23 protein-coding genes are annotated in these 23,125 nt (G+C 62.1%); 7 read left to right on the forward strand and 16 right to left on the reverse strand.

All coding sequences use genetic code 11. From position 1 onward, the window contains the following. Positions 1 to 45 precede the first annotated feature (45 nt). The 12 genes from ACSQ16_RS13695 to ACSQ16_RS13750 all read right to left on the reverse strand — a co-directional run bounded on the left by ACSQ16_RS13695 (position 46) and on the right by ACSQ16_RS13750 (position 11,442). Positions 46 to 660, reverse strand: a complete 615-nt coding sequence (locus ACSQ16_RS13695) for a NuoB/complex I 20 kDa subunit family protein (RefSeq protein WP_243262749.1) — start codon at positions 658 to 660, stop codon at positions 46 to 48. Next, on the reverse strand, positions 651 to 1,016 hold the full coding sequence (locus tag ACSQ16_RS13700; protein ID WP_067263411.1) for an NADH-quinone oxidoreductase subunit A: 366 nt from the start codon (positions 1,014 to 1,016) through the stop codon (positions 651 to 653). Before ACSQ16_RS13700 ends, ACSQ16_RS13695 begins: the two co-directional genes overlap by 10 nt. Before the next feature lie 162 nt (positions 1,017 to 1,178). Beyond that, positions 1,179 to 1,961, reverse strand: a complete 783-nt coding sequence (locus ACSQ16_RS13705; RefSeq protein WP_243262748.1) for a crotonase/enoyl-CoA hydratase family protein — start codon at positions 1,959 to 1,961, stop codon at positions 1,179 to 1,181. A gap of 1 nt (position 1,962) precedes the next feature. After that, positions 1,963 to 2,817, reverse strand: coding sequence for a hydroxymethylglutaryl-CoA lyase (locus ACSQ16_RS13710; RefSeq protein ID WP_243262747.1), 855 nt, complete (start codon positions 2,815 to 2,817; stop codon positions 1,963 to 1,965). A 39-nt stretch (positions 2,818 to 2,856) separates the two neighbouring features. Beyond that, positions 2,857 to 3,525, reverse strand: coding sequence for a glutathione S-transferase family protein (locus tag ACSQ16_RS13715; protein ID WP_243262746.1), 669 nt, complete (start codon positions 3,523 to 3,525; stop codon positions 2,857 to 2,859). Then, positions 3,522 to 5,468 carry an acetyl/propionyl/methylcrotonyl-CoA carboxylase subunit alpha gene (locus tag ACSQ16_RS13720; protein ID WP_243262745.1) on the reverse strand — a complete coding sequence of 649 codons (1,947 nt, stop codon included), beginning with the start codon at positions 5,466 to 5,468 and terminating at the stop codon, positions 3,522 to 3,524. Before ACSQ16_RS13720 ends, ACSQ16_RS13715 begins: the two co-directional genes overlap by 4 nt. 70 nt (positions 5,469 to 5,538) lie before the next feature. Further along, positions 5,539 to 7,143 (reverse strand): carboxyl transferase domain-containing protein, encoded by a 1,605-nt coding sequence (locus ACSQ16_RS13725; RefSeq protein WP_243262744.1) that lies wholly within the window; start codon positions 7,141 to 7,143, stop codon positions 5,539 to 5,541. Next, the gene (locus ACSQ16_RS13730) at positions 7,140 to 8,642 is read right to left on the reverse strand and encodes an AMP-binding protein (protein WP_243262743.1); all 1,503 of its coding nucleotides are present in this window, start codon (positions 8,640 to 8,642) and stop codon (positions 7,140 to 7,142) included. Before ACSQ16_RS13730 ends, ACSQ16_RS13725 begins: the two co-directional genes overlap by 4 nt. 1 nt (position 8,643) lies before the next feature. After that, positions 8,644 to 9,360 (reverse strand): flavodoxin family protein, encoded by a 717-nt coding sequence (locus ACSQ16_RS13735; protein WP_243262742.1) that lies wholly within the window; start codon positions 9,358 to 9,360, stop codon positions 8,644 to 8,646. Next, the gene (locus ACSQ16_RS13740; protein WP_243262741.1) at positions 9,353 to 9,754 is read right to left on the reverse strand and encodes a DUF1622 domain-containing protein; all 402 of its coding nucleotides are present in this window, start codon (positions 9,752 to 9,754) and stop codon (positions 9,353 to 9,355) included. The genes ACSQ16_RS13735 and ACSQ16_RS13740 overlap by 8 nt, the downstream gene beginning before the upstream one ends. Before the next feature lie 42 nt (positions 9,755 to 9,796). Further along, positions 9,797 to 10,282, reverse strand: coding sequence for a lysozyme inhibitor LprI family protein (locus tag ACSQ16_RS13745; RefSeq protein WP_243263144.1), 486 nt, complete (start codon positions 10,280 to 10,282; stop codon positions 9,797 to 9,799). After that, a complete protein-coding gene (locus ACSQ16_RS13750) occupies positions 10,282 to 11,442 on the reverse strand; it encodes an isovaleryl-CoA dehydrogenase (RefSeq protein WP_093926577.1) in 1,161 nt (386 codons plus the stop codon). The genes ACSQ16_RS13745 and ACSQ16_RS13750 overlap by 1 nt, the downstream gene beginning before the upstream one ends. Positions 11,443 to 11,586: 144 nt before the next feature. Between ACSQ16_RS13750 and ACSQ16_RS13755 the strand changes: the two genes are divergently transcribed. Further along, the gene (locus ACSQ16_RS13755; protein ID WP_243262740.1) at positions 11,587 to 12,063 is read left to right on the forward strand and encodes a pyridoxamine 5'-phosphate oxidase family protein; all 477 of its coding nucleotides are present in this window, start codon (positions 11,587 to 11,589) and stop codon (positions 12,061 to 12,063) included. A gap of 2 nt (positions 12,064 to 12,065) precedes the next feature. Here ACSQ16_RS13755 and ACSQ16_RS13760 read toward each other — a convergent pair whose 3' ends face one another. Further along, positions 12,066 to 13,259: a DegT/DnrJ/EryC1/StrS family aminotransferase gene (locus ACSQ16_RS13760; protein WP_243262739.1), complete on the reverse strand. Its 1,194-nt coding sequence runs from the start codon at positions 13,257 to 13,259 to the stop codon at positions 12,066 to 12,068. Then, positions 13,259 to 13,933 (reverse strand): HAD-IIIA family hydrolase, encoded by a 675-nt coding sequence (locus tag ACSQ16_RS13765; protein ID WP_243262738.1) that lies wholly within the window; start codon positions 13,931 to 13,933, stop codon positions 13,259 to 13,261. Before ACSQ16_RS13765 ends, ACSQ16_RS13760 begins: the two co-directional genes overlap by 1 nt. Positions 13,934 to 14,071: 138 nt before the next feature. Between ACSQ16_RS13765 and glmU the strand changes: the two genes are divergently transcribed. Genes glmU through ACSQ16_RS13780 form a run of 3 tightly spaced genes read left to right on the forward strand, consistent with a single transcriptional unit; the run spans position 14,072 to position 17,942 of the window. After that, positions 14,072 to 15,424: a bifunctional UDP-N-acetylglucosamine diphosphorylase/glucosamine-1-phosphate N-acetyltransferase GlmU gene (glmU, locus tag ACSQ16_RS13770; RefSeq protein WP_243262737.1), complete on the forward strand. Its 1,353-nt coding sequence runs from the start codon at positions 14,072 to 14,074 to the stop codon at positions 15,422 to 15,424. A 2-nt stretch (positions 15,425 to 15,426) separates the two neighbouring features. Beyond that, positions 15,427 to 17,247, forward strand: coding sequence for a glutamine--fructose-6-phosphate transaminase (isomerizing) (gene glmS / locus ACSQ16_RS13775; RefSeq protein ID WP_243262736.1), 1,821 nt, complete (start codon positions 15,427 to 15,429; stop codon positions 17,245 to 17,247). Further along, positions 17,244 to 17,942, forward strand: coding sequence for a DNA alkylation repair protein (locus tag ACSQ16_RS13780; protein ID WP_243262735.1), 699 nt, complete (start codon positions 17,244 to 17,246; stop codon positions 17,940 to 17,942). Before glmS ends, ACSQ16_RS13780 begins: the two co-directional genes overlap by 4 nt. A gap of 4 nt (positions 17,943 to 17,946) precedes the next feature. On the opposite strand, the gene ACSQ16_RS13785 is transcribed toward ACSQ16_RS13780, so the two are convergent. After that, positions 17,947 to 18,435 (reverse strand): hypothetical protein, encoded by a 489-nt coding sequence (locus ACSQ16_RS13785; protein ID WP_243262734.1) that lies wholly within the window; start codon positions 18,433 to 18,435, stop codon positions 17,947 to 17,949. An 85-nt stretch (positions 18,436 to 18,520) separates the two neighbouring features. On the opposite strand from ACSQ16_RS13785, the gene moaA reads away from it, so the two are divergent. Genes moaA through ACSQ16_RS13800 form a run of 3 tightly spaced genes read left to right on the forward strand, consistent with a single transcriptional unit; the run spans position 18,521 to position 21,864 of the window. After that, positions 18,521 to 19,528, forward strand: a complete 1,008-nt coding sequence (gene moaA / locus ACSQ16_RS13790; RefSeq protein WP_243262733.1) for a GTP 3',8-cyclase MoaA — start codon at positions 18,521 to 18,523, stop codon at positions 19,526 to 19,528. A gap of 4 nt (positions 19,529 to 19,532) precedes the next feature. Further along, positions 19,533 to 20,828: a 3-deoxy-D-manno-octulosonic acid transferase gene (locus ACSQ16_RS13795; protein ID WP_243262732.1), complete on the forward strand. Its 1,296-nt coding sequence runs from the start codon at positions 19,533 to 19,535 to the stop codon at positions 20,826 to 20,828. After that, positions 20,821 to 21,864, forward strand: coding sequence for a glycosyltransferase family 4 protein (locus ACSQ16_RS13800; RefSeq protein WP_243262731.1), 1,044 nt, complete (start codon positions 20,821 to 20,823; stop codon positions 21,862 to 21,864). Before ACSQ16_RS13795 ends, ACSQ16_RS13800 begins: the two co-directional genes overlap by 8 nt. Positions 21,865 to 21,921: 57 nt before the next feature. Here ACSQ16_RS13800 and ACSQ16_RS13805 read toward each other — a convergent pair whose 3' ends face one another. Further along, positions 21,922 to 23,085: a M20 aminoacylase family protein gene (locus ACSQ16_RS13805; RefSeq protein ID WP_243262730.1), complete on the reverse strand. Its 1,164-nt coding sequence runs from the start codon at positions 23,083 to 23,085 to the stop codon at positions 21,922 to 21,924. Between the last annotated feature and the right edge of the window lie 40 nt (positions 23,086 to 23,125).

Raw genomic sequence — 23,125 nt, forward strand, 5'->3', positions numbered from 1 at the left:
CGCGTTGTCCTTCTGCCTGCCCCTCACCCGGCGCAGGCCCTTGTCTTAGCGCACGATAGTCCCGGTGCGGCGGATTTTACGCTGCAATTGGAGGATACCATACAGCAGTGCCTCTGCCGTGGGCGGGCAACCGGGCACATAGACGTCAACCGGCACAATGCGGTCACAGCCGCGCACGACCGAGTAGCTGTAGTGGTAGTAGCCACCACCATTCGCGCAGGAGCCCATCGAGATCACATAGCGCGGCTCTGGCATCTGGTCGTAGACTTTGCGCAGCGCCGGGGCCATCTTGTTGGTCAGCGTGCCCGCAACGATCATCAGATCCGACTGGCGCGGGCTCGCGCGCGGTGCGGTGCCGAAACGCTCAAGGTCATAGCGCGGCATTGAGCTGTGCATCATCTCAACCGCGCAGCAGGCCAGACCAAAGGTCATCCAGTGCAAGCTGCCGGTACGCGCCCAGTTGATGATGTCTTCGGTCGAGGTCAGCAGGAAACCTTTATCCTGCAATTCGGCATTCAGGCTTTGTGTGGCAACCTCAGGGTCAGGCCCCGCACCGTATTGGCCGTAGGCTGCTGGCGCAGACGCCCCGGATTTCACCCGCGGGCTTTGGTGGCCGTCCCCCATCACGGGGGTGACCAGCGCGTCATCATTTACTGCCATTCCAGCGCTCCCTTCTTCCATTCATAGGCGAAGCCCGCCGTCAGCACGCCCAAGAACACCATCATCGACCAAAAGCCCACCATGCTCACCTCTTTGAAGGCCACGGCCCACGGGAAGAGGAAGGCGATTTCGAGGTCGAAGATGATGAAGAGGATCGACACCAGATAGAAACGCACGTCAAATTTCATCCGCGCGTCGTCAAAAGCGTTGAACCCGCATTCATAGGCCGAGACCTTTTCCGGGTCAGGGTTGCGCACAGCCACCACCACAGCGGCGAGGATCAGCACAAGGCCAAGGCCAATCGCCACGGCCAGAAAAACGAGGATGGGCAGGTATTCCCGCAGCATGTCGTCCAAGGGGATGCTCCTTTCGCGGTGCGCGGCAATCGAAAGGGGTCCGAGCCCCGCGCAGACAAACTTGGATTGGGTTTAACTCTGCCGGTGGGTAGGGTCAACGGGCCAAGCCCGCATATTGCTGCCCGCCCCGCTTCAATACCGTCAAATCTTCTGTGCTGCGCGTTAGATCACCCAAGCTGCCTTGCGCTTATCGAAAAATGCACCGATTCCTTCGGCTGCTTCTTCGGTTTCCCAACGTGCGGCCAGCGCATCGATGGACAGCTTTACCGCCTCGGGTGTGGCGATTCCGCCCAAGTCCTGTGCGAGCTTCTTGGCTGCCGCAACGGCACCCGGTGCGCAAGAGAGATAGGGCACGACTTCGGCCTCAATCGCCGCGTCGAGTTCCTCGGCCGGAACGGCGCGCGCGAGCAGCCCCAGATCAACGGCCTCTGCCGCGCCAAATAGCCGCGCCGACATAAAGACCCGCCGCGCCCGCCCCTCGCCCATCCGCGCCAGAACGTATGGCCCGATGGTCGCCGGGATGATGCCAAGGCGTGTCTCGGTGAAACCCATCTTTAAGGTATCGATCCCAACGGCCACATCACAGACTGCCGCCATACCAACCCCGCCACCAAAGGCATTGCCTTGCAGTTTGCCAATAACCGGCTTTGGCAACGCGTTGAGCGCGCCCAGCATCGTCGCAAGTTTGCCTGCCTCAGCCGAGCGTGTCTCAGCATCCATATCCGCCTGATCGCGCATCCAGCTCAGATCACCGCCCGCGCAAAAGGATTTGCCCGCCCCGGTCAGCACCACCACACGCACCGCATCGTCGGCGGCCAGTTTGCCCGCCGCATCCGTCAGGTCCGCCAGCATCTGCGCAGACATCGCGTTGTGCTTTTCAGGACGGTTCAGGGTCAGCGTCGCCACCCCGCGCGAGTCGGTTTCGATCGTCAAAGTCTCGTACATGTCAGCCTCGCATTGCCCGCGCCATTTCGGCGGCTTCCAGCACCACCGCCTGATCGACACCGGTGTCATAGCCAAGCGCCGTCAGATGTTCGTTCACCGCCTCAGTGGCGACATTGCCCGCAGCCCCCGGCGCATAGGGGCAACCGCCCAAGCCGGCCACCGCCGCATCGAAGACACGCACGCCCATCGACAGGGACGCGTCGATGTTCGCCATCGCCCGACCGTGGGTGTCATGATAATGCCCTGCCAAGCGCCCCACCGGCACCACGTCACGCACCGCCAGCAGCATCCGCGCGATGCTGTCGGGCGTGCCCGCGCCGATGGTGTCGCCAAGGGACACTTCGTAGCAACCCATCGCGAACAGCTTATCCGCCACCCGCGCCACGTCAGCCGGGGCAACTTTGCCGTCATAAGGGCATTCAACCACGCAAGAGACATAGCCCCGCACCGGCATGTCGATATGACGTGCTTCTTCAAGGATCGGCGCGAAACGCTCAAATGCCTCCTCGATGCTGGCATTGATGTTCTTCTGACTGAACCCTTCGGAGGCCGAGGCAAAAATCGCGATCTCATCTGCCTTGGCCGCCACTGCGTCCTCGTAGCCGCGCATGTTGGGGGTCAGCGCGGCATAGCGAACACCCTCAGTGCGGCTAATGCCGCCCAGCACCTCGCCCGAGCCTGCCATTTGCGGCACCCATTTGGGGCTGACGAAACTCGCACATTCAATCCGCCGAAAGCCCGCGGCGCTGAGCTTGTTCACCAGTGCTACCTTCTCGGCCACCGGTATCTCACGCTTCTCGTTTTGCAGGCCGTCCCGCGGGCCGACCTCGAAAATCTCACATGGTCCAAGGCTCATTGGCCGCTCTCCTCCGCTGTATTGCCCGCCTGCCCGGCCTTACTCGACCGGCCATGGCGCATAAAAATCCTGCGCGTACAACCGCCCCTCCTCGGGCAGTGCTTGTTCAAAGCTGTCACGCTCGGTGATCCGTTCATACCACGCCGCGACCGACGGGTGGTCATCCAATTTCACGAAATGCCGCGCCATATAGACCGCTTGGCCCACCGAGATGTCCGCGGCTGAGAAACCAGAGGTGAGCAGGTAATCGCGGTTCTCCAGCGGCGTCGACAGACGGGCCTCAAGCGCATCATAGCATTTGGCAATGCGCGCGGCCTCAAGCTTCATTATGATAGGGCTGCGCATCGCATCCTCGCGCAGGGCGATGTGCTGCTGGGTTAATGCTGCTGCGTGCTGGCTGATCGTTTCAGCGAAATTCACCCAAACAAGCCACGCCATCCGATCCGGGCTGCCGACCGAGCGGCCCATCCGATCAGGGGAGTAGCGTTCGCACAGATACTGCGTGATCGCCCCCGTCTCAAACATTCGCTCGCCGTCAATCTCTAGCGCGGGCACGCGACCTGCGGGGGAGAGGATCAGATATTCTGGGTCGCGCAGGCTGCGGTCAAAGGCATGGATTTTGACCTGAAACTCAATGTCATCCAACTCATGCAGCAGCCAGAGTGTGCGCATGGAACGGGTCTGTGGGCAGTGATGAAGTGTAATCATGCAGCGTCCTCTGCTTCGGCTTCCAACCGGACAAGAGCGGCCCCCGCCTCAACCTGATCGCCGGGTTGGGCCAGCACTTCGGCCACCACGCCATCCCGCGCGGCCAGCAGCGAATGCTCCATCTTCATTGCTTCCAGCACCGCAAGCCGATCGCCTTTGGTCACGCTTTGGCCGACTTCGGCATCAATCGCACGCACCAGACCGGGCATCGGTGCCTCGACGATATTGCCATCGCCGTGCGCACCAGCAGCCCGTGCCAGCGGGTCGACCACGTCAAAGACAATGCCGTAGGCATCAAACACCGTGACCACATTATCCGCGACCGAGACTGTCGGCGCGACATGGCCGTCAACCTTCCAACGCCCGCCAATCCGCTCAGCGCGTACCTCGCTGTCACCGACATTCCAAAGTTGCACGTCTTCCGACAGTACCCTGACCTTCAGCAGATGTTCCTCACCGTCACGCGCCAAGGTGACTTGCCGTCGCAAGGGCCGCCAAAGGTTAAACCCCGCTTCGGCCTGCGGTTGATCCACCCCAAGCGCCGCCATTCCCGCCCGCGCGAAATGCCGCGCCGGCACTTCAGGCTGAGCGGTGAGCGCATCAATGTCGCGCGCAATCAACCCGGTATCGACATCACCCTGCGCAAACCCTTCGTGGCCCGCCAGCGCACCGAGGAACGCAAGGTTCGTCACCGTGCCGCCAACTTCGCAACCCGCCAACGCCGCCCGGAGACGAGAGAGCGCCACATCGCGGGTCGGTCCATGGACGATGACCTTGGCAATCATCGGGTCATAGAAAGGGCTGATCGTATCGCCCGCCCGCACGCCGCTGTCGGCGCGGGTCTGGGGGGTGAAGTGTAGATGCGTCAGCGTGCCGGTTGCAGGCAAGAACCCTTTCGGCACATCCTCTGCATAGAGCCGCGCCTCAAAAGCATGACCGTTGATCGTCAGCGCGTCCTGCGCCTTAGGCAGTGCCTCACCCGCGGCGACACGCAACTGCCATTCGACCAGATCAACGCCCGTGATGAGTTCAGTGACTGGGTGCTCTACCTGCAAACGCGTGTTCATCTCCATGAAAAAGAACCCGTCCGCCGACAGACCGCCTGATCCATCGACGATAAATTCCACCGTCCCCGCTCCGGCATAGCCGATCGCCTCGGCCGCGCGTACCGCAGCATCGCCCATCGCTGTGCGCATCTCTTCGGTCATGCCCGGCGCGGGGGCCTCTTCGATTACCTTTTGATGGCGTCGCTGCAGCGAGCAATCACGCTCAAACAAATGCACCGCGTTCGTGCCATCGCCAAAGACCTGCACTTCGATATGGCGCGGTTTGGTGACAAATTTCTCGACCAGCACGTCAGAGTTGCCAAAGGCCGTCTTGGCCTCAGACCGGGCCGAACTGAGCGCCGCTTGAAATTCCTTCGCATCTTCGACCAGCCGCATCCCCTTGCCGCCACCGCCTGCGACGGCCTTGATCAGCACCGGATAACCAATCTTTCCGGCTTCTTCGGCCAGCAATGCGTCATCCTGATCCGCCCCGTGATAGCCCGGTACGACGGGCACGCCCGCCTCGACCATCAGTTCCTTGGCGGCATCTTTCAGCCCCATGGCCCGGATCGCCTTGGCGGAAGGCCCGATGAAGGTAAGTCCCGCCGCCTCAACCGCCTCCACGAAATCGGGGTTCTCACTCAGAAAGCCATAGCCCGGATGGATCGCCTGCGCGCCACTGTCGAGCGCCGCCTGAATGATCACATCGCCCTTGAGGTAACTCTCCGACGGTGCCGAGCCGCCAATATGCACAGCCGCATCCGCCATCTGCACATGTTTCGCCGCCGCGTCCGCATCGGAATACACCGCAACACAGCGCACCCCCATGGCCTGCGCCGTTTCCATTACCCGGCAAGCAATCTCACCCCGGTTCGCAATCAGGATCGTGTCAAACATGCTCTACCCTTTTCATCTCTTACTGGCTCCAACTGGTCTTGGGGGTCCGCAAGTAAGAACCCCGGCAAGATCACATGCGGAACAACCCAAATTTCGTCGGCTCAATCGGCGCGTTCAGGCTTGCCGAGAGGCTGAGATACAGCACATCCCGGCTCTTGCGCGGGTCGATAATCCCGTCATCCCACAGCCTCGCGGAGGCATAGAGCGGATGGCTCTGTTCCTCGAACATATCAATCGTCGGCTGTTTGAAGGCGGTCTCTTCCTCCTCGGTCCATGTATCCCCGGCCCGCTCGATCGCGTCGCGTTTGACGGTAGCCAGCACGCCCGCCGCCTGAGCGCCACCCATAACGGAAATCCGGCTGTTGGGCCAAGACCACAGGAAGCGCGGCCTGTAAGCCCGGCCCGACATGCCGTAATTGCCCGCGCCGAAGGAGCCGCCGACCAGCATGGTGATTTTAGGCACATTGGTCGTGGCCACCGCCGTCACCATCTTGGCGCCATGCCGCGCGATGCCGTCGTTCTCGTATTTGCGGCCGACCATGAAGCCGGTGATGTTCTGCAGGAAGACCAGCGGGATGTTACGCTGGCTGCAAAGCTCCACGAAATGCGCGCCCTTCTGGGCGGCTTCGGAAAATAGCACGCCGTTGTTGGCGATGATGCCGATCGGGCAGCCCTTCACATGCGCAAAGCCACAGACCAGCGTCTCGCCAAAGCGGGATTTGAACTCGTCAAAGCGGCTGCCGTCGACCAGCCGCATGATCACCTCGCGGATGTCATAGGGCGTGCGCAGGTCGGCGGGCACGACGCCCAGCATCTCGGCGGGGTCATAGGCGGGCTCTTCGGGGCTGGCCCAGTCGACAGTGGTCGGCTTGGTCTTGTTGAGCTGCCCCACCGCGCGGCGCGCTAGTGCCAGCGCATGCGCGTCGTCTTCGGCGAGGTAATCGGCCACGCCCGACAACCGCGTGTGCACGTCGCCACCGCCGAGGTCTTCGGCGCTCACCACTTCGCCCGTCGCCGCCTTCACCAGCGGCGGACCAGCGAGGAAGATCGTGCCCTGTTCCTTCACGATAATGGTCACATCCGACATGGCGGGCACGTAAGCGCCGCCGGCGGTGCAAGAGCCCATCACGACGGCGATCTGTGCGATGCCCTTGGCGCTCATCCGCGCCTGATTGTAGAAAATCGCGCCGAAATGGTCGCGGTCGGGAAAGACTTCATCTTGGTTCGGCAAGTTGGCCCCGCCAGAGTCCACCAGGTAGATGCAGGGCAGATGGTTCGCCTCGGCAATCTCCTGCGCGCGGAGGTGTTTTTTCACCGTCATCGGGTAATAGGTGCCGCCCTTCACGGTGGCATCGTTGCAGACCACCATGACCTCATGTCCCTGCACCCGGCCAATGCCCGCGATGACGCCCGCGCAAGGGGCCGCACCGCCGTAGAGCCCATGCGCCGCGGTGGCGCCGATCTCTAGAAACGGGCTGCCGGGGTCCAGTAGGTTCGCCACCCGCTCTCTGGGGAGCATCTTGCCGCGGCTCTCGTGCCGCGCGCGGGATTTTTCGCCGCCACCCAAGGCCGCAGCCTCCGCCGCGTCACGCACTTCGCTCAGCGCCTTGAGATGCGCCATCTCATTGGCCTTATAGGCATCCGAGGATGGCAGGGCTTGGGATGTCAGTTTCATGTTACGTCCTCATTCTCTCGCGCCGCCAGACGCTTTAGTTCTTTGCGGATTACCTTGCCGGTGACGGTCATCGGCAGGTCCTCCACGAATGCGATCTCGCGCGGGTAGGAATAGCTTGCGAGCCGGTCCTTCACCCAGTCCTGCAGTTCCTTTGCCTCGACCTCGGCACCGGGTTTCAGCACCACATAGGCCTTCACGATCTCGGTCCTGAGCGCGTCGGGTTTGCCGACCACGCCGCAGGTCGCAACCGCGCTATGGGTCAGCAGACAGTCTTCGATCTCCGCCGGGCCGATGCGGTAGCCAGCGGAGGTGATCACATCATCCTCGCGGCCCACGAAGCGCAGGTAGTCGCCCTCCCAGATGCCCCGGTCGCCGGTCAGCAGCCAGTTGCCGTGGAACTTAGCCGCCGTCTCCTCGGGCCGGTTCCAGTAGCGCAGCATCATCGAGGGCGCGCCGCGGCGCACGGCCACGTCGCCCTCGGCATCCGTGGGCTTGCTGTCCGCGTCGAGCACGGCGATCTCGAAACCGGGCACCGGCTTGCCGATGCAGCCGGGCTGCGCGGGGAAATCCCCCCCGCAGCTTGAGGCCACCATGTTGCATTCGGTCTGGCCGTAGAATTCGTTGATGTCCAACCCGAAGGCCTTGCGGCCCCATGCCAGCATCTCGGCGCCCAAAGGCTCGCCACCGCTGGCGACTGAACGCAGGCCGGGCAAGGATACATCCGCGGCTTTCAGCATCCGAAGCGCCGTGGGCGGGAAAAAGACATTCTTCACCTCACCGCGGGCAATCACATCGGCGCAGCCTTCGACGGTGAACTTGGGCATCCGTGCGGCCACCACCGGCACGCCAAGTGCCAGCGCAGGCATCGCCACATCGAAGAGCCCGCCGATCCATGCCCAGTCTGCCGGGGTCCAAAGGCAATCGCCCGCCTGCCCCAGATGGTCATGGCTGACCGAGACCCCGGGCAGATGGCCCGAGAGCACCCGGTGGCCGTGCAGCGCGCCCTTGGGCGTGCCGGTGGTGCCCGAGGTGTAGATCAGCACGGCGGGGTCTTCGGGGCCGACATCGGCAAAGTCGACCGGGCCGCCTGCCGCGCCCACATCAGCCGCCATCCACGGGGTTGTCAGATCGCCCAACAGGTCCGCGCCTTCGGCATCGGTCAGCACAATCGCACAGCCCGCATCGCCAATCCGGCTGGCCAGCGCGTCACGTTTAAAAAGCTTGAACAGCGGCACTGAGATCGCGCCGATCTTCCAGATCGCCAGATGCGCCGCCGCGCACCACGGCGATTGACTGAGCAAGACACCCACACGGTCACCGGGGGCCACTTCGGCCTTTAGCGCGCGGGCCAGCCCATCGACCATCTCATGCAGCGCGCCATAGCTCACGTCGCGGCGGGCCGCGCCGGTCAGATCAATGATCGCCAAGGCGTCATCGGGCTGCGCCAAACACTGCGCGGCCATGTTGCCCTGCCAGATGGGCCAATCGTCCTGTGTCATATCAGCTTCGATACTCCGGGTTTTCAAAGTCAAACCGCGCGCCCGCATCCCAGGCGTTGCGATCGTTGCCCTCTTGGCTGTAGCCGCCCGCCGCTTTCAGCATCCGCGCCAGATGCATCGCGTTCCATGTCATGATCGTGGTGTTGCGCTGCGTAAATTCATTGTCAAAGCCTGCGCGCTTGCCGTCCACATCATCGCCATAAGACGGCCCCGGCCCCGCCTCGCCAATCCAGCCGCAATCGGCCTGTGGCGGGATGGTGTAGCCAAGGTGGTTCATCGCAAACCCGGTGGTCATGGCGACGTGCTTGATGCCGTCCTCGTTGCCGGTGACGACGGTCCCGCCGACCTTGCTGTAAAAGACCGACTGGCCCCTATCGTTCAACTTGCCGCTCATCGCATAGAGCCGTTCGATCAACACCCGACAGACACTGCTTTCCTCACCCAGCCAGAGCGGCGTGCCGATAATCAGGATGTCGGCGGCCAGCACCTTCTCCCAGAGCGCGGGCCAATCGTCACGGTCCCAGCCGTGTTCTGTCATGTCCGGATAGACGCCCGGCGGCACTTGGTGGTCGAGCAAGTAGAGGTGCTCGACGCTCACCCCCTGCGCCTCCATGATGCCGGCGCTCGCGTTCATCAGAAGCTGCGTATGGCTGTCGCCCGGTGTCTTCTTGAGCGAGCAGTTGACGTAGAGCGCCTTCAGGTCGGAAAAGTCAGTCATCGCCGAGTTCCTTCTTTAGTTGCTCCAACTCCCGGTCAAGGAAGAAAGAGGTGATGGACCTGATGATGACCAGCATCAGCAGGAAGAGCAGGTCGGCAAACCGCAGGCTGATCGCAGTGTGTATCACATCCGACACGATAAAGAGTTCCAGCCCCGCAAGGATGTAGCGCCCCAGTTCGATGCGCTCGCGGTTGGTGCGGCGCACCCGCTCCGGCCCCTTCTTGGCGATCTCGGCAATCGTCACCCCGGTCAGGAAACGCGCCGCGCCGATCAGCAGCAGAATGATGGCCGCGATGTCGATGACCGCCGCCAAGATCTCGAACCCTTCAATCAGCCACGGCAGAAAATGGTGCAACACACCGCCTTCCGTCTTCAGTTCAATTAGGTTCTCCATCCCGATCCTTCCGTCCCGTTTGGCCGACACATCGTGACGCGGTTAATAGGCCGCCCCCAGACGCAGAGCCTGTTCGGCAGTCATCTGCATCAGGCAGGCCAAAGTCGCAGGCCCGCCGCCCGTGCCACCGCCCCATTGGCTGCGTTCGTAGTCACAGGCGGCATCGCGGAAGGTAATCCACGCGCGCTGCATGTCACGCAGAGCCTCGGCCTGAGAGGGCAATTCCGGCTGATAGAGCGCCGCATCCTCATCGGCAGATTTAGACTGCACCATCCGCGCGCGGTAGTTCTCGTTCAGCAACCCGTCCCAGAAAGACAGTTCCCTATCAAGGCACCCGCCCATGCCAACGGTCGAATACCCGCCCGGCCCTTCCATGCATAGGTTGGCCGAAAGCCCGATACAGACGCGCTGGCCGGTGAACTCTTCGGCTCCGGCCAGACAGTCCGCCGTGGCGGCATCGGAATAGGTAATGTCTTGCGCGGCCACCGGCCCCGCAAGAAACGCACAGACCAGCAGGACGGTGCGCATCACATCGCCCCCATCATCTCGCGGCCCACCAACATGCGGCGGATTTCCGAGGTACCTGCGCCGATCTCCATCAGCTTGGCATCGCGGAAGATGCGGCCCACCGGGTTGTCGCTGAGATAGCCTGCCCCGCCCATTGCCTGCACGGCCTGATGCGCCTGCACCATCGCCTGTTCCGAGGCATAGAGGCAGCAAGCCGCCGCGTCTTGACGGGTCACGTCGCCGCGGTCACAGGCCTGCGCGACACTATAGACATAAGCCCGGGCCGAGTTCATCGCGGTATACATATCCGCCATCTTGCCCTGCATCAGTTGGAAATCTCCGATGCGCTGGCCGAATTGCTTGCGCTCGGCCATGTAGGGCATGATCTCATCCAGACAGGCGGCCATGATGCCAAGGCCGATGCCTGCCAGCACGACGCGCTCGTAGTCGAGGCCCGACATCAGCACGCGCACGCCCTTGCCCTCTTCGCCGAGGATGTTCTCGAAGGGCACTTCGCAGTCTTCGAAGATCAGTTCCGCAGTGTTGGAACCGCGCATGCCGAGCTTGTCGAAATGCATGGAAGTGGAAAAGCCCTTCATCGACTTCTCGATCAGGAAGGCGGTGATGCCTTTGGAGCCGGCTTCGGGGTCGGTCTTGGCATAGACAACCAAGGTCTCCGCGTCGGGACCGTTGGTGATCCAGTATTTGTTACCATTCAGCCGGAAGTGATCGTTCCGCTTTTCGGCATTCAGCTTCATGCTCACCACGTCACTGCCCGCGCCCACTTCGGACATGGCCAACGCGCCGACATGCTCGCCCGAGCAGAGTTTCGGCAAGAACTGCGCCTTTTGCTCTGGCGTGCCGTTCAGCTTAATCTGGTTCACGCAGAGGTTGGAATGCGCCCCGTAGGAAAGCGAGACCGAAGCGGAGGCGCGGGCGATCTCTTCGACCGCGACCGTGTGGGCGACGTAGCCAAGACCGGAGCCGCCGAACTCTTCCTCGACGGTCATGCCCAAGAGGCCCAACTCGCCCATCTCGGTCCAAAGTTCGGGCGGGAATTCGTTCTTCGTGTCGATCTCGGCGGCCATCGGCTTGACGCGCTCCTGCGCCCAGCGGTGCACCATCTCCCGCATGGCCGCAACGTCTTCTCCCAGATCAAACTGCATACTTGCGTTGAACACGGCTTCTCCCCCCGATTTATTGAACGCTTGTTCATTACCTACCGTCCCGCCCGCTTTGCGTCAAGCGGCGCGATGTGGAACCGCCCCGCCCCGCGGCGGGTTGGCCCTGCGACCAAGCGAACACTACAACAAAGCGAGATGCAAATGAGCGATGATCTGAAAAAAGAGTTCTGGGACCGCATGGACGACACCCGCGCCGGGATGCTGATGACCAAGACCGCCCGCGCGGTGCCGATGACCCATTACATCGACGAAGACGACCGTTCCGCCGTGCTGTGGTTTATCACCGCAAAGGGCACCGATCTGGCGAAATCCGCCGAAGGCCGTGCCGCTGCGGAATATCTGATCGCCAACAAGGACGAATCCCTATGGGCACGGATCGACGGCCATCTCTCTGCCGTGACCAACCCGACGGAGTTGGACAAGATCTGGAACGCCATCGCGGGCGCATGGTTTGAGGACGGCAAGCAAGACCCCGATGTGCAACTGATCCGCTTTGATCTGACGGAGGCCGAAGTCTGGGCCACCGAAGGCGGGTTCAAGTTCCTCTATGAGATCGGCAAGGCGCAGATGACCGGCCAAAAGCCCGACATGGGCAAACACGGCACCATCCGTTTCTGAGCCTATCTGCTCTGAAAGACGGCGCTGACCTCGGCTCGGATGATCCGCGCGATCAAAGCGCAATCCTCCAGCGAGAAGGTCAGCGGCACGCGCATGTCGATCAACCCCGCCAGCACCGCATCGCTGGCGGGCATTTTTTCTGCCCGAGCGTAGCGCCATGCGTCGTAACGACTGGTGAAACCCATAGGCTCGGCCCTGCCGAACCATTTCAACTCGACACCCCGCAAGGCGCAGCGGGCGATCACCTCTTCCACTTGCGGCGCAGACCAGCCCTTGAGAAGAAATTGGATTGAAGAGCCGACGATACTTTCCGCCTCTGGCCGCTTAATCACCGTCAATCCCGTCGTGTCGTGCAGACCGGCCTCAACCATCAAATACCGCTCATTCCAGCGCGCCACCTGTTCCGGCAAGCGCCGCAACTGCGGGCGCAGGATCGCGGCGCGCAGGTTATCCATCCGGCCCGAGATATTGGGCGTCTCATAGCGGATCGTCTCAAAGGCCTCCGGCCCCGGCGCGGCGGCGTGGCGGTCATAGAGCATGTAAGACCCCGACAGAATGATCGCCCGCGCCGCGACCTCGGCATCATCGGTGATCAACATCCCGCCCTCGCCCGCGTTCACGTGTTTATAGGTCTGGCAGGAAAAACAACCGATCTTTCCTTGCGTGCCCGATGGCTTGCCGTTCCATGCCGCCCCCATCGTATGGGCGCAATCCTCAATCACCAAGATGCCATGCTGATCACAAAGCGCCGTCAGCGCGTCCATATTCACCAGATGCCCGCGCATATGGCTTAGAAGCAGCACTTCGGCCTGATCCGCTTTGGCGGCAAGATCATCGAGGTCGATCACCAACTGCTCCGTCACGCCAACGAAAACCGGAACCGCGCCGAGCGAGGCAATCGCCCCCGGCACCGGGGCGAGCGTGAAGGCATTGGTCAGCACCCGGTCGCCCGGTTTCACCCCCACCGCGCGCAAAGCGGTGGACATCGCATACCCCCCCGACGCCACAGCAAGGCAATATTTGGCGCCCATCATGGCGGCGAATTCTTGCTCTAGCAGCGCCACCTCGGCCACCTCGCCCGGCACGGTGTTGTAGCGGTGCAAACGGCCACTGCGCATCACTGCCACTGCCGCTTCGATCGCGTCTTCGGGGATCGGCTCTTGCTGCGTGAAACTGCCGGTGAAGCGCTCGGCCATCAGGCGGCTTTGCCGATCAAACGTTCAATGACCTCTGGCAGGTCGGCGAAATCATTCAGCAACGCCTCAGGCTCCAGCGCCGCCATATCCTCCCCCGAAGGGCCAAAGGTGACAAGCACACAGGGCACCCCCGCCGCGCGGGCGGTGTTACGGTCGGTATCACTGTCGCCGATCAAAACGCACTGCGCCGGATCGCCGCCTGCCCGGCGGGCGGTTTCGAACAGATGTTCGGGGTCAGGCTTGCGCACGGCCAGACTGTCGGCCCCCAGCATCGCACCGAATGCGTCGCGCACGCCAAGGCGGGTGAGCAGCAGCTCCGCCAATGCTTCGGGTTTATTTGTGCAAATCGCCACGCGGTAGCCTGCGGCCTTCAGCGCGGCCACGGCCTCCATCGCGCCGGGGTAGAGGATCGTATGGGTGTCAATTTCGCGCTTATACGCGTCAAGCAACATCGGATAGTAGCGGTCAATCGTCGCCGCATCATTGGCGCGGCCAAGTTTTTCCATGCCCAACGTCAGCATTGCCCGCCCGCCGCGCAGCGCGGTGCCCGCATCCTCGGCATGGACCAGCACATCGCCCTCACCCATGTCGCGGAAACAGGCATTGGCGGCGGCGATCAGATCGCCCGAGGTATCGGCCAACGTGCCGTCGAGATCGAAAACGACTGTCTTCACTGGGTACTCCTTGGGCGGAACCCCGCCTTGCAAAATGGCTTCGTGTTGCAGACCGCAACCTAGTTTGATGGGCGGTGGCCTTGCGCCTTTGTGCGAAGCGCGTAAAGAGAATGCAAGCTGAAGGACAAAGAGATTTACATGGATACTGCACTGATCATCCTTGCCGCAGGCAAGGGGACACGGATGAACTCGGACCTGCCGAAGGTGCTGCACCGGGTCGCCTCTGCCCCGTTGCTGGAACACGCTATGGCTGCGGGCGCTATGCTCGCTCCGCGTCATACGGTGGTGGTGGCGGGCCATGGTGCTGATCAGGTGCGTGCGGCCGCCACCCTCTTTGACGAGGATGCGCAGGTGGTCGAGCAGACCGAACAGCTAGGCACAGCCCATGCGGTGGCACAGGCCCGCCCGGCGCTGGACGGGTTCGACGGCATGGCGCTGGTGCTCTATGGCGATACCCCTTTCGTCCAACCTGAAACACTCGAAAAGATGCAAGAGGCGCTTGCGAACCATGATGTGGTGGTTCTGGGGTTCGAGGCCGCAGATCCCGCCCGCTATGGCCGGCTGGTGATGCAGGGCGACGCGCTGCAGCGGATCGTCGAATTCAAGGACGCCTCTCCGGAGGAACGCGCCATCACCCTGTGCAACTCTGGCGTCGTGGCTTGCAAATCCGAGCTGCTGTTCGATCTGATCGACAAAGTTGGCAACGACAACGCATCCGAAGAATACTACCTCACCGATATCATCGGCCTCGCCCGCGCCGAGGGGCGCAGTGCGACCGTTGTTACATGTGCCGAGGCCGAGACGATGGGCGTGAACTCTCGCGCGGACCTCGCTCGGGCCGAGGCTGCGTTCCAATCCCGCGCCCGTGCGCTTTTGATGGAGGACGGCGTGACGCTGATCGCGCCTGAAACCGTTTTTCTTGCCCGCGACACCTACATTGGCCGCGACACGGTGGTAGAGCCGAATGTCGTCTTCGGCCCGAATGTCACCGTTGAATCCGGCACCACGATCCGCGCCTTCTCGCACCTCGAGGGTTGCCATGTCTCGCGCGGCGGCGTGGTCGGCCCCTACGCCCGCCTGCGTCCCGGCGCGGAACTGGCCGAAGACGTGCGCATCGGCAACTTCGTTGAGATAAAGAACGCTCAGATCGCCGAAGGGGCCAAAGTGAACCATCTGAGTTACATTGGCGATGCAACCGTTGGCGCGCGCAGCAACATCGGCGCTGGCACAATCACCTGCAATTATGACGGGGTGATGAAACATCACACCACCATCGGCGCGGGGGCTTTCATCGGCTCCAACACGATGCTGGTCGCGCCCGTCACCATCGGTGACGGGGCCATGACAGGCAGCGGGTCAGTCATCACATCGGACGTGGAACCAGAGGCGCTGGCCCTGTCTCGCGCCCCCCAGGTCGAAAAACCCGGTATGGCGCGCAAAATGTTCGAAATTCTAAAGGCCAAAAAGGCGAAAATGCAGAGGGGCAGCTAAAAATGTGTGGAATTGTAGGGGTGCTCGGCAACCACGAAGTTGCGCCTATCCTCGTTGAATCGCTCAAACGCCTTGAATATCGCGGCTACGACAGCGCGGGCATTGCCACGCTGAACGACGGCAAACTCGACCGCCGCCGCGCTCTGGGCAAACTGGTGAACCTCTCTGATGCGCTGGTGCATGACCCACTGGCGGGGAAGTCCGGTATCGGTCACACCCGCTGGGCCACCCATGGCGCACCCAGCGTGACCAATGCGCACCCGCATCAAGCCGGACCCGTGGCCGTGGTACACAACGGGATCATTGAAAACTTCCGCGAACTGCGGGCCGAATTAGCTGAGCATGGCGTACAGGCGGTCACAGAGACCGACACCGAAACCGTCGCCCTACTGACCCAATACCACATGGCTCAGGGTGCAGGCCCCATTGAAGCGGCCAAGCAGACCCTTGCCCGGCTTGAGGGTGCCTTCGCGCTGGCCTTCCTTTTCGATGGGCATGAAGACCTGCTTATCGCCGCGCGCAAGGGCTCGCCCCTCGCCATCGGCTACGGTGAAGGTGAAATGTACGTCGGCAGCGACGCCATTGCGCTCGCCCCGTTGACCAACCGCATTGCCTATCTCGAAGAGGGTGACTGCGCCGTGATCACCCGCACCTCGGTCGAAATCACCGACCGAAACGGTACAATTGCCAATCGCGCGATTAAAACTGTGCAAGTTGATAGCACCCGGATCGACAAGGCTGGGCACAAGCATTTCATGGCCAAGGAGATCGCTGAACAGCCCGGCGTGATCGGTGCAGCGATCGGCCATTATCTGACGCCCGAGGGCGAGATCAACATCAGCACACAAGACATTGATTTTTCGCAATTCGATCGAATCATCATGGTGGCTTGCGGCACCGCGTCTTATGCGTGCCTTACGGCGAAATACTGGTTTGAGCAGATCGCCCGCCTGCCCGTTGAAGTCGATGTGGCATCTGAATTCCGCTACCGCGAGCCACCAATCCCGCCGCGCACACTGGCAGTCTTTGTCAGCCAATCGGGTGAGACCGCCGACACGCTGGCCGCCCTGCGCTATTGCGAGGGCAAAGCCGCGCGTATCCTGTCAGTCGTCAACGTGCCCGAAAGCTCCATCGCTCGTGAAAGTGACTATGCCCTGCCGATCCATGCCGGCGTCGAAGTTGGGGTTGCCTCGACCAAGGCCTTCACTTGCCAGTTGGTCGTCCTGTTTGCGCTGGTACTTAAAGCCGCGCGTGACCGCGAAGCGATCACCGCCGAGGCCTTTGCAGATCACATCTCAGGCCTGCGAGGGTTGCCCGCGATCGTCAGCACAGCGCTTGAGCAGAACAACACGATGCAAGAAGCCGCACTTAAACTTTCACACGCGCGCGATGTGCTGTTCTTGGGTCGGGGTCAGATGTACCCTCTCGCTCTAGAAGGGGCGCTTAAGCTGAAAGAAATCAGCTACATACACGCCGAAGCTTATGCATCGGGTGAACTGAAGCACGGCCCCATCGCACTGGTGGATGAGCATGTTCCGGTGGTCGTCATGGCCCCCCGCGATGCGCTCTTCGACAAGACCGTCAGCAATATGCAAGAGGTCATGGCCCGCAAGGGCAAGGTGATCTTGATCTCGGATTCCAAAGGTCAGGCCGAAGCCAATGATGGCGTCTGGTTCAGCATCGAAATGCCCCCGGTCCCCGATGCGCTGGCCCCAATTCTCTATGCCATTCCGGCCCAGTTGCTGGCCTATCACACCGCTGTTGCCAAGGGCACGGATGTGGATCAGCCGCGCAATCTGGCGAAATCGGTGACGGTAGAATGAATTTGGAAACCGCTCTGGAGGAGCTTGAAGCGCAGGCCAACCCGGCCCGCGCCGAAGAGATGCGCGCCTATCACAAGGCCGACCGTCGTTACCTTGGCCTGACAAACCCGCAAATCGCTGAACTCGCTCAGGCTTGGCGCGAGGCGCTCGATGTTGAGGGCCGTGTCGCCCTTGCCGACGGTCTTTGGCAGTCGGACATCTTTGAGGCGCGTGTGGCGGCGGCCAAACTGCTGACCCAAGCGCGGCTGCGGCCCGACGATCAAGCCGCTTGGGCGTTGATCGCCAGTTGGACCGCGGATTTCGACAGTTGGGCGATTGCCGATCATGCCAGCATGGCGGCGCAGAAACGTCTGATGGCTGAGCCCTCCCGCCTTGATGAATTGGAAAGCTGGGTCGCCTCCGACCACCTTTTGACGCGACGCGCGGTGCTGGTGTCGACCCTGCCGTGGACCAAGCAGAACAACCCAAAGCCCGAGGAACTCGACGCGCGCGACCGAATCCTTGGCTGGGCGGCAACCATGGTTCCGGATCACCGCTGGTTTATTCAGAAAGCGATCGGCTGGTGGCTGCGCGACCTGTCCAAACACGACCCCAAGCGGACCCGCGCCTTTGTCGCCACCCATGGGGAAGCGATGAAACCTTTCGCGGTAAAAGAAGCGCTGCGCCTGCTGAAAAAGTCAGAAGGCACAGGCTGATCCCCTAACCTTCGGCCGACACTTCGACCGTAGTAAGGTCCGTCAGCGAGGCACCGATCAAACGCAAGGCGGGCAGCGACATACGGCTGCCTGCCGTCGATGGCCCCTCGAGCGGGATCAGCGTCACCGCGGCCGATTTGCCCGTGGCGGGGTTCGTCACGCGGCCGGGCTGCTCGGATTTCACGAGGGGCGTTTTTAACCACAGCCCCGGCTCTGCCGCGCTGCCAAGGCTGACCACAGTTGTTCCCAAAGCAGAACCTGCGCTGGTCGGGGCGCGGGTGGCGGCTTCGCGCTCTGCCGCTGTTGTTGTATCCAGCGCCTCTGCACTGCTGCCGGACGCCGCGATTGGCGTCGCAGTGGACGCAGGCGCCGCGACCTCTGCCGATACGGATGCCGTTTCGGGTTGGGCGCGTTCTATCCCAAACCGATCAGCCAGATTACTACAGCCAGCGGAGGCGGCCACGATGAAAAGCGGGATAATAATACGTGTCATGCCGCCAGACTATCTGCGCCCTACCCCCTTATCAATCGCCCAAATGCCGCTTGCCCCGCAGTGGGCGGAGCATTACCTATAACGCATGACAGCACCCCTTATTGACCCATTCATGCGCGCAATCACCTACTTGCGCGTCTCCGTCACCGACCGCTGCGATTTTCGCTGCGTCTATTGCATGTCGGAGAACATGACCTTCCTGCCCAAGAAGGAACTCCTCACGCTGGAGGAATTGGACCGGTTGTGCAGCAACTTCGTCAATCTGGGCGTTGAGAAACTGCGCATCACAGGCGGGGAGCCTTTGGTGCGCCGGGGTATCATGACCTTCTTTGAAGGGATGAAACGGCATCTCGACAGTGGCGCGCTGAAAGAACTGACGTTGACCACCAACGGCAGCCAGCTGGAACGCTTCGCCGATGACCTCTATGCCGCCGGGGTGCGCCGGGTGAATGTCTCGCTCGACACGCTAGTCGAGCAGAAGTTCGCGGATATCACCCGCTGGGGCCGTCTGCCGCAGGTGCTGCGCGGGATTGATGCCGCGCAACGTGCAGGGCTGAAGATCAAGATCAACGCCGTGGCGCTCAAGGGCTTCAACGAACCCGAATTGCCGCGCATCACCGAATGGTGCGCCGAGCGTGGGATTGACCTGACATGGATCGAAGTTATGCCGATGGGTGATCTGGGCAACGAAGACCGCTTTGGTCAGTTCTGGTCCCTCAAGGACGTGCGCGCGCGCTATGCGGAGCATTACACCGTCACCGATCTGGCCGAGCGCACAGGCGGCCCGGCCCGCTATGTGCGATTGGAAGAGACAGGTCAGAAAATCGGCTTCATCACCCCGCTGAGCCATAACTTCTGCGAAAGCTGCAACCGCGTGCGGGTCACCTGTACGGGTGAGATTTTCATGTGTCTGGGTCAAGAAGATGTGGCCGATCTTCGCGCTCCACTGCGCGAACACCCCGATACGGATGTCCCACTGCAAGAAGCGATCCGCGCTGCGATTGACCGCAAGCCGAAGGGGCATGATTTCGACTATTCGCGCCAGCGCGTCGACGGTCAAATGCCGCGTCACATGAGCCATACGGGCGGCTGAGCCAATGGGCACGCCCTTCCTTTACAAGGCATGGGTCGCGGCGAGCACCGCAATACTGCCCATCGCTGGACGGCAATCCATGGCCAAACTGCGCCGCGCGGGGGTTGAACCATCGCGGGCCCGCGAGAAACTCGGCCATGCCAGCCAGCCGCGCCCCGACGGTACGCTAATCTGGTTTCACGCGGCTTCGGTCGGCGAAAGCCTGTCGGTCTTGGCCCTGATTGACCGGATGGGCCGCGCCCTGCCGCAGGCGCATTTTTTAATCACCTCTGGTACCGCGACATCGGCCCGACTGGTGGGCAGTCGCCTGCCCCCGCGCACGCAGCATCAATTCGCGCCGCTGGATGCCCCCGGTCCGTTAAAGCGTTTTCTGATCCACTGGCGTCCCGATGCGGCACTTTTCGTTGAGAGTGAACTCTGGCCTCAGATGCTGCATCGGACCCATGCGCGCGGCACGGCGATGGCGCTGATCAACGCACGGCTTTCGCAACGCTCAATCGCGCGGTGGCAAAAGCAACCGGCGCTGGCGGGGTTCTTGTTCGGTGTCTTTGATCTGATCCTGACGCAGAATGACGCGATGGCGCGGGCCATGGCTACGATCAACGCGCCTACCGACAGGGTTGCGCCCGGGATCAATCTTAAATCCATGGCAGGCCCCCTGCCGCAGGACGATGAAACGGTTGCGCAGGCCCGGACGGCTCTGGGCGGGCGCCCCGTCTGGATCGCCTCTTCTACTCACCCCGGAGAGGAAAAATCGGTACTTGAGGCGCATCGGCAGCTGTTGGAACGTTTTCCAAACCTTTGCCTGATCCTTGTCCCCCGCCACCCGGAACGCGGGGATGAGGTGGCCGGTCTTATCGCCAGCATCGGCCTGACCCATGGCCGCCGTACGCGGGGCGACATGCCGCAAGAGCAGGTGTTTCTCGCCGACACGTTGGGCGAGTTGGGCACATGGTACGCGCTGTCTGAGATTGTCTTTCTGGGCGGGTCGCTCCACCCCATCGGCGGGCATAACCCCTATGAGGTCGCGCAGGCCGGGGCGATGGTGCTGTCAGGCACCCATGTCACCAATTTTGCCGAAACCTATGCCGAGATGGAAACCGCAGGCGCTGCACGTCTGATTGCAGGCACGCAGGACTTGGCGGATCGCGTCGCCGACCTGCTGACGGATGATGTCGCGCGGACCAATGGTGTGGCGGCGGCCAAAGACTATGCCGCGGCGCAAACCGACAAGCTTGATAGTATCGCCGAGCGGCTGATCACCGCCTTGGGTTTGCGTAAGGGGCCGCCCGATGCCTGAACTCTACGTAACCAACTACAACCGCAATTTCACCGGGGTTTCTGCGACGGCGGCCAATGTCATCCGACAGCAGGTCGCCCGGCATGATCTAGCGCTGGTGGGCCAACCCCTGCCCGGCTGTCCGGTCCCGCTGACCCGTGCGGCGGCGGCGCGGATCACCCGAAGCCATGAACCCGCAGACCTTCCCTTTGCCATCTGGCATGTGCGCCGCAATACGGAGATGCGCAGCGCGGTTTGGCTACGTGATGTGCGCCGCGCCAATATCAAAATCGTTTTTACCTCAGCCGCGCAGCGCTTGCATTCTGCCTATCCGCGCTGGCTGATCCGTCAGATGGACGCGGTGATCGCCACGACCGAACGCGCGGCAGAGTTCGTGCCCCATGTGCGCGCCGTGGTGCCCCATGGGGTGGACACCGATGTCTTCTCGCCCGCCACGAACCGAGCGAACGCTTGGGAGCAGATGGGCTTTGGCGGCACCCACGGCATTGCCACCGTGGGGCGCATCCGGCCTGAAAAAGGCACCGACCTTTTCGTAGAGGCAATGCTGCGCCTGCTGCCTGAACGCCCCGGCGCGGTGGCGCTGGTCATTGGCCGGGCGGGTGGCAAGCATGAGGCGTTTCTGACCAAGCTCAAGGCACAGGTCGAAGCCGCAGGGCTGGCGGACCGGCTGCTTTTTATCGGGGAATATCCCGCCGCCGATCTTCCGAAACTGATGCGTGCCCTGTCACTTGTGGTGCAACTGCCGCGCTACGAAGGATACGGCATGGTCCCACTAGAAGCACTGGCGTCTGGCGTGCCGTTCGTAGGCAGTGACGCGGGCTATTACGGGGCCTTCTCAAACGCAGGTCGCGTGGGCAAGGTTGTACCTCTAGGCGCGGCAGAGGCAGCCGCTCATGCCGCGCTGTCACTGCTCCGGCGGGAAGATCAAGCCGCCCTTTCTGATGCCGCGCGACGTTGGGCCGAGGGCCGCTTTAGTGCCCGGGCGGAGGCGGACGGGATCGAAGCCGTCTATAACGCGCTTTGGGAACGCGGCTGACCCACAACGAAAAACGCGCCCCCAGAAGGAGGCGCGTTCAGTTCATGGGTCAAGGAATTACGCCGCTGGCATCCGTTGCTCGACGATCCCCGCCCACCAGCTGCAACCCGCCGGGATAGCTTCATCGTTGAAGTTGTATTCGGGGTGATGCACCGCTGCGGTATCGCCGTTGCCCACCAAAATATAAGCACCGGGGCGTTCTTCGAGCATAAAGGCGAAATCCTCGCCGCCCATAACCAAAGGCGCTTCGCTACAATCGCCAGAGATGGAGCGCGCCACGTCGGCTGCGAATTCGGTCTGCTCTTCGTGGTTCACCATGACCGGATAGCCCCGGTGATAGGTCACATCGGCCTTGCCACCAAAAGTTGCGGCGATACCGTTACAAATCTCATTGATACGTTTTTCCGCAAGGCTGCGCACGTCTGCCGACATCGTGCGCACGGTGCCTTTCATCTGCACCCGCTGCGGGATCACGTTGAACGCCTTTGAGGATGTCTCAAACGCGGTGACCGAAACCACGATCTGCTCTACCGGGTCGGCGTTGCGTGCGGCGATGGTTTGCAGCGCCAGAACCGCCTGAGCAGCCATGACTGTGGTGTCGATGGTCTCATGCGGTTTGGCGGCATGGCCCCCGCGCCCCTCAAAGGTGATGTCGAACTGGTCTGTCGCGGCAAAGAACGATCCGGGGCGGATGCCGAAGGAACCTGTGGGCATGCCCGGCCAGTTGTGCATGCCATAGACTTCCTGAATACCCCAACGGTCCATCATGCCGTCCTCGCACATTTCACGACCACCGCCGCCGCCTTCTTCGGCGGGCTGAAAGATCACAACAACCGTGCCGTCAAAGTTGCGAGTTTCCGCCAGATATTGCGCGGCCCCTAGCAGCATCGCGGTGTGGCCGTCATGGCCGCAGGCGTGCATCGCGTCGGGCGTCTTAGAGGCGTACTCCAGCCCTGTCTGCTCATTTATCGGCAACGCGTCCATATCGGCGCGCAGGCCGATCACTTTGCCCGACCCTGTTTCTTTGCCCTTGATGACACCGACAACACCCGTGCGGCCAATGCCTTCGACAACCTCATCGCAGCCGAAAGCACGCAGTTTCTCGGCCACGATGCCCGAAGTGCGATACGTCTCGAACAAGATCTCGGGGTTCTCGTGCAGATCGCGACGCCATGCGGTGATGTCATCATGCAGTTCGGCAAATCGGTTCTTAACGGCCATTTTGGAAGTTTCCTCCGGAGTTGGGTTGGCGCTGATTTTC

Origin of the sequence: Sulfitobacter sp. SH24, from assembly GCF_965641895.1 — a bacterium.
GTDB classification, from domain to species: domain Bacteria; phylum Pseudomonadota; class Alphaproteobacteria; order Rhodobacterales; family Rhodobacteraceae; genus Sulfitobacter; species Sulfitobacter dubius.

Bases quoted from the DNA above. Each gene is read 5' to 3' on its own strand.
- ACSQ16_RS13730 (WP_243262743.1), bottom strand. From the start codon at position 8,642: ATGACACAGGACGATTGGCCCATCTGGCAGGGCAACATGGCCGCGCAG.
- ACSQ16_RS13800 (WP_243262731.1), top strand. From the start codon at position 20,821: ATGCCTGAACTCTACGTAACCAACTACAACCGCAATTTCACCGGGGTT.
- ACSQ16_RS13735 (WP_243262742.1), bottom strand. From the start codon at position 9,360: ATGACTGACTTTTCCGACCTGAAGGCGCTCTACGTCAACTGCTCGCTC.
- ACSQ16_RS13785 (WP_243262734.1), bottom strand. From the start codon at position 18,435: ATGACACGTATTATTATCCCGCTTTTCATCGTGGCCGCCTCCGCTGGC.
- ACSQ16_RS13795 (WP_243262732.1), top strand. From the start codon at position 19,533: ATGGGCACGCCCTTCCTTTACAAGGCATGGGTCGCGGCGAGCACCGCA.
- ACSQ16_RS13710 (WP_243262747.1), bottom strand. From the start codon at position 2,817: ATGAGCCTTGGACCATGTGAGATTTTCGAGGTCGGCCCGCGGGACGGC.
- ACSQ16_RS13745 (WP_243263144.1), bottom strand. From the start codon at position 10,282: ATGCGCACCGTCCTGCTGGTCTGTGCGTTTCTTGCGGGGCCGGTGGCC.
- ACSQ16_RS13805 (WP_243262730.1), bottom strand. From the start codon at position 23,085: ATGGCCGTTAAGAACCGATTTGCCGAACTGCATGATGACATCACCGCA.
- ACSQ16_RS13725 (WP_243262744.1), bottom strand. From the start codon at position 7,143: ATGAAACTGACATCCCAAGCCCTGCCATCCTCGGATGCCTATAAGGCC.
- ACSQ16_RS13760 (WP_243262739.1), bottom strand. From the start codon at position 13,259: ATGGCCGAGCGCTTCACCGGCAGTTTCACGCAGCAAGAGCCGATCCCC.
- ACSQ16_RS13720 (WP_243262745.1), bottom strand. From the start codon at position 5,468: ATGTTTGACACGATCCTGATTGCGAACCGGGGTGAGATTGCTTGCCGG.
- ACSQ16_RS13780 (WP_243262735.1), top strand. From the start codon at position 17,244: ATGAATTTGGAAACCGCTCTGGAGGAGCTTGAAGCGCAGGCCAACCCG.
- ACSQ16_RS13740 (WP_243262741.1), bottom strand. From the start codon at position 9,754: ATGGAGAACCTAATTGAACTGAAGACGGAAGGCGGTGTGTTGCACCAT.
- glmS (WP_243262736.1), top strand. From the start codon at position 15,427: ATGTGTGGAATTGTAGGGGTGCTCGGCAACCACGAAGTTGCGCCTATC.
- ACSQ16_RS13695 (WP_243262749.1), bottom strand. From the start codon at position 660: ATGGCAGTAAATGATGACGCGCTGGTCACCCCCGTGATGGGGGACGGC.
- ACSQ16_RS13715 (WP_243262746.1), bottom strand. From the start codon at position 3,525: ATGATTACACTTCATCACTGCCCACAGACCCGTTCCATGCGCACACTC.
- ACSQ16_RS13705 (WP_243262748.1), bottom strand. From the start codon at position 1,961: ATGTACGAGACTTTGACGATCGAAACCGACTCGCGCGGGGTGGCGACG.
- glmU (WP_243262737.1), top strand. From the start codon at position 14,072: ATGGATACTGCACTGATCATCCTTGCCGCAGGCAAGGGGACACGGATG.
- ACSQ16_RS13755 (WP_243262740.1), top strand. From the start codon at position 11,587: ATGAGCGATGATCTGAAAAAAGAGTTCTGGGACCGCATGGACGACACC.
- moaA (WP_243262733.1), top strand. From the start codon at position 18,521: ATGACAGCACCCCTTATTGACCCATTCATGCGCGCAATCACCTACTTG.